This window comes from Cytobacillus sp. Hz8 (genome assembly GCF_042263505.1).
Lineage (GTDB): Bacteria > Bacillota > Bacilli > Bacillales > Cytobacillaceae > Bacillus_BE.
In genome coordinates, this window is the sequence record NZ_JBHKFI010000039.1 from 1 (window position 1) to 3,358 (window position 3,358).

A 3,358-nucleotide genomic window follows, 5' to 3' on the forward strand; every position below is an offset into this window, starting at 1 on the left:
TGTAAACAATTTTTTACTCATAATTCTCCATCTCCGCGTATTTCTCTATGTTGTTCTTTAAATTATACAAAAAATACCCTATAGAAAGAGCACTTTTTTAAGTGTCTATTCTATAGGGTACATTTTAGTTTAACCCTAATTTCTTTATTTTTCTTGTGATTTGAAATCCGTCCTCTTTTGGTAACATTACATCCATGATGGCTAAATCAATATCATTGATCAGAACAGATATCTCTCTACCGTCTCTTTTCCAATATACATCGTATCCTTCTCTTAATAGAATTTTCTGTAATAAATCTCCAATAACCAAATCGTCTTCAACAATCAGAATCCTATATCCTTTCATCATTTAACCTTCTAACCTAACATGATTTCACAGTTCGGATTTTCCATAGATAAAATTATTAGCAAGATCATATATTTCATCAGGAGCGTATAAATAAAGGGAGTGTTTTCCTTTAACTTTCTTAACCTCCGCCTTATTTAATTTTTTAGCAAATGCTGTATAATCCATATTTTTTTCGATGGTCCCTTTAGAATGCTCATTTTGGTCAGTATATGCTGACAGAAAAAGAATAGGTGTATCTTTCGGTATTGGGAGTTTAAGTGATTTTCGGGCATTATCCTTATTTTGCAGAAGTTCCTGCTTCATATCATCGTTAAAAGCTTGTTTATAGGATATTGCCTTAAAAATTTCCTTTTCTTTATCAGATAAAAAGGATTGTTTTATTACTTCAGGGTCATAGGTAATAGTAGGAAATAGTCTTTGGAAACCAAGCTTTGCAAATAAGTTCATTCCTCTTATACTTAATGACTCCCCAATGCCTAATTTGTATTTGGCATACTCATTAGGTAAACCTATATCCAGTGCAATAATACTCTTAATCTCTTGCGGATATTTTTGTGCCCAGTATATCGCTTCTAAACCTGATATTGAATGTGGCAATAAAATATAAGGAGGCTTATTTCCACTTTTAATCAATGCTTGTCTTGTTTGTTCTAATATAGTATCAATATTCCTATTATCATGAAAAACATCACTGTACCCGTATCCCGCTCTCTCCACGACAGCAATCTTATGACTTCTAGAAAATTTTTTATATAGCCCCTTCATTTCATAGACTGGAGCGGCAACACCTGAGCCCGACATAAAGACAAAAGTGTCCTTACCTTTCCCTTCGTTATAAACATTCATTTTCTTCCCATTAAAATCGATCAGTGTTCCCTTTTTTTGAATCAAACTAGACTCACAGTTTAATCGATACTGATGATAAATAAAAACGGCTACTATCATAACAGCAACAATTGCTATACATACTAAGATTATTTTCTTTAATAAATTAAATGTCTTTTTCATATTCCGTTTCTCCCTTCAATTTATATTGAAAGGATAAACTATAAAAATAAACTTCTAATAAATTATTCTCAACTTTTTATCAGACTATGCGCTATAATTTTACCACATTATTTTATCTTAACTGCCGCCAACTGAACAAAATCAATCATGCTCCTTTGCTCTTAACCCAAGAATGAAAATGGATTTCTCTCCCCATGAATGGAACATGGGGATGTTTCTTCCGTTTCTACTTGTCTTAATTGAAACATGAGATCCGTCCCGACGTTTCACCTAGTTTATTGGAGCAAAAATTGATATACTCCACATAATTACAACGAATGATAGAGTAAGCCAAAAGGTATTCCTTGCAGTATTTTCTTTTTCAACGGCTTTTTTAATAATAGTCACTAAGTTCAAACAAAAAATAATACTAAATATCGGTACAAATAATTCTGCAATTATTTCAAAAAAAATGTACATATTAATTATCTCCTCTAATTTTTGGGGGTTCCTTCAAAATTTCCTGCTTCAACAAATTTGCCGCTATAGTTGATAGGAAAAAACACGAACTGATAGTTATACTCAAACTACCAATTAGATGAATAAGAAAGCGACACCTCAAATGGAAGCGTACTTTAATTTTACTAACTGTAATTGCTAATACAATTTGATTACTTTTTCATTGAAGGCTGATTTAGAAACAATACAAGAATTAAGGATACTAAAGAATAGTAACTCATTTTAATTCAGAAAACCTTGCTGATAAACCATCTTTATAAGGCTCCACAACTTCGTGAATACTCCACCAGTTTCGAGGGTCGACAAAAATAGAAAAAGTAAAAATAACACTAGAAATGCAATTACAAAATGATAGTATAACTATTCATTTCAATTAACTTCCTTTCCCTAATATTTACAATTAATTCGACGTACACTCTACCTATCCCTTCATTAACTAAACTTCCCCTTTGAAACATGGGGACGTTTCTTCCCTTGTCTTAATTGAAACACGAGATCCATCCCGATGTTTCTTCAGTTGCAATACCATTCTAGCTTATTCCATTCACAAATTCGGACTAAAATAAAAAAAGCCCATTCTGAAATTTCTCCCGAATGAGCAGTCAGTATCTATTGTTGGCTTTTTTATTTTATATTAGGAAGCTAATGTGCAGCGACACCATATAGGAGGCGTATTTTTTTATGTCTCCTATTTGGATAATTATGGTATGTAGGGAGTGTTATTGAACTTAAGGGGCAGGTTAATTAAAGAAGGATATAAAAAAAAAGACTAATTTCAAAAAATAGCCTCTTTTTACCTTATGATGGATAATTTTACGAAGTTGCACTTCTCATAATTTCTCCTAAAATGGAGAAATTAGTCAAGATAGATAGTTAGGAGGTTGTAGGATGAAATATTCAAAGTTGTTTCTAATTTTGATGATGATTTTATCTTTGTTTTCGGGTGCTTTCGTAGGAAAGGAATCCATTAAGCGTTTTCTTCCTGCATCTCTATTTATGGCTATTATAGTGAAAGTGGTTAACGTTATAGCAAAAAAAAGGAAATGGTGGTGGTGGTATCAAAAAATTCATCCTTCCGTTTCAGGCGAATTCCCTTTTGTGTGGGGATCTTTCCTTGTAGGTTCTTTGTGGATTTTAAAGTGGACTTACGGAAATTTTATAAAATATATGGGATTGAATTTAATCGTCGATTCAGCCTTTACATATGTTTTAGAGCCTTATTTACAAAGGTTTGGAATTGCATCATTGGTGCGTATGAAAAAGATTCAGTTGATGTATGTTTTTATGGTTTTAACAATCCTTTTATACGGTTTTCAATTTATTAAAGAAAAGTCATTAGTGAAGAGAGCGGTCTCATTCAATTAACGGGTGCTTTAGTTGGTGCGAAATGTTCCTGACTCAAATGAAATGTGGTCACACAATTTCGGTAAAGGTCAGGCAGTTTTAGATTATTAAGACTGAAGGGTTATATCGAGGAGTCGAATGAAGAGGTAACGCTCTGAA

At 32.5% G+C, this 3,358-nt stretch carries 2 protein-coding genes and 1 pseudogene; 1 reads left to right on the top strand and 2 read right to left on the bottom strand.

Features of this window, described 5'->3' with window-relative positions; genetic code table 11:
• Positions 1-127: 127 nt before the first annotated feature.
• Positions 128-346 (bottom strand): annotated as a pseudogene (locus ACE38V_RS23165) (response regulator); the annotation flags it as partial.
• 27 nt (positions 347-373) lie between these two features.
• Positions 374-1,357, bottom strand: coding sequence for an alpha/beta hydrolase (locus ACE38V_RS23170; RefSeq protein ID WP_375845102.1), 984 nt, complete (start codon positions 1,355-1,357; stop codon positions 374-376).
• A gap of 1,386 nt (positions 1,358-2,743) precedes the next feature.
• Here ACE38V_RS23170 and ACE38V_RS23175 point away from each other — a divergent pair.
• Positions 2,744-3,220, top strand: a complete 477-nt coding sequence (locus tag ACE38V_RS23175; RefSeq protein ID WP_375845103.1) for a hypothetical protein — start codon at positions 2,744-2,746, stop codon at positions 3,218-3,220.
• Positions 3,221-3,358: the final 138 nt, after the last annotated feature.

What these genes read in the sequence shown, in the direction of transcription:
- ACE38V_RS23175 (WP_375845103.1), top strand. Translation starts at nt 2,744, where the DNA reads ATGAAATATTCAAAGTTGTTTCTAATTTTGATGATGATTTTATCTTTG.
- ACE38V_RS23170 (WP_375845102.1), bottom strand. Translation starts at nt 1,357, where the DNA reads ATGAAAAAGACATTTAATTTATTAAAGAAAATAATCTTAGTATGTATA.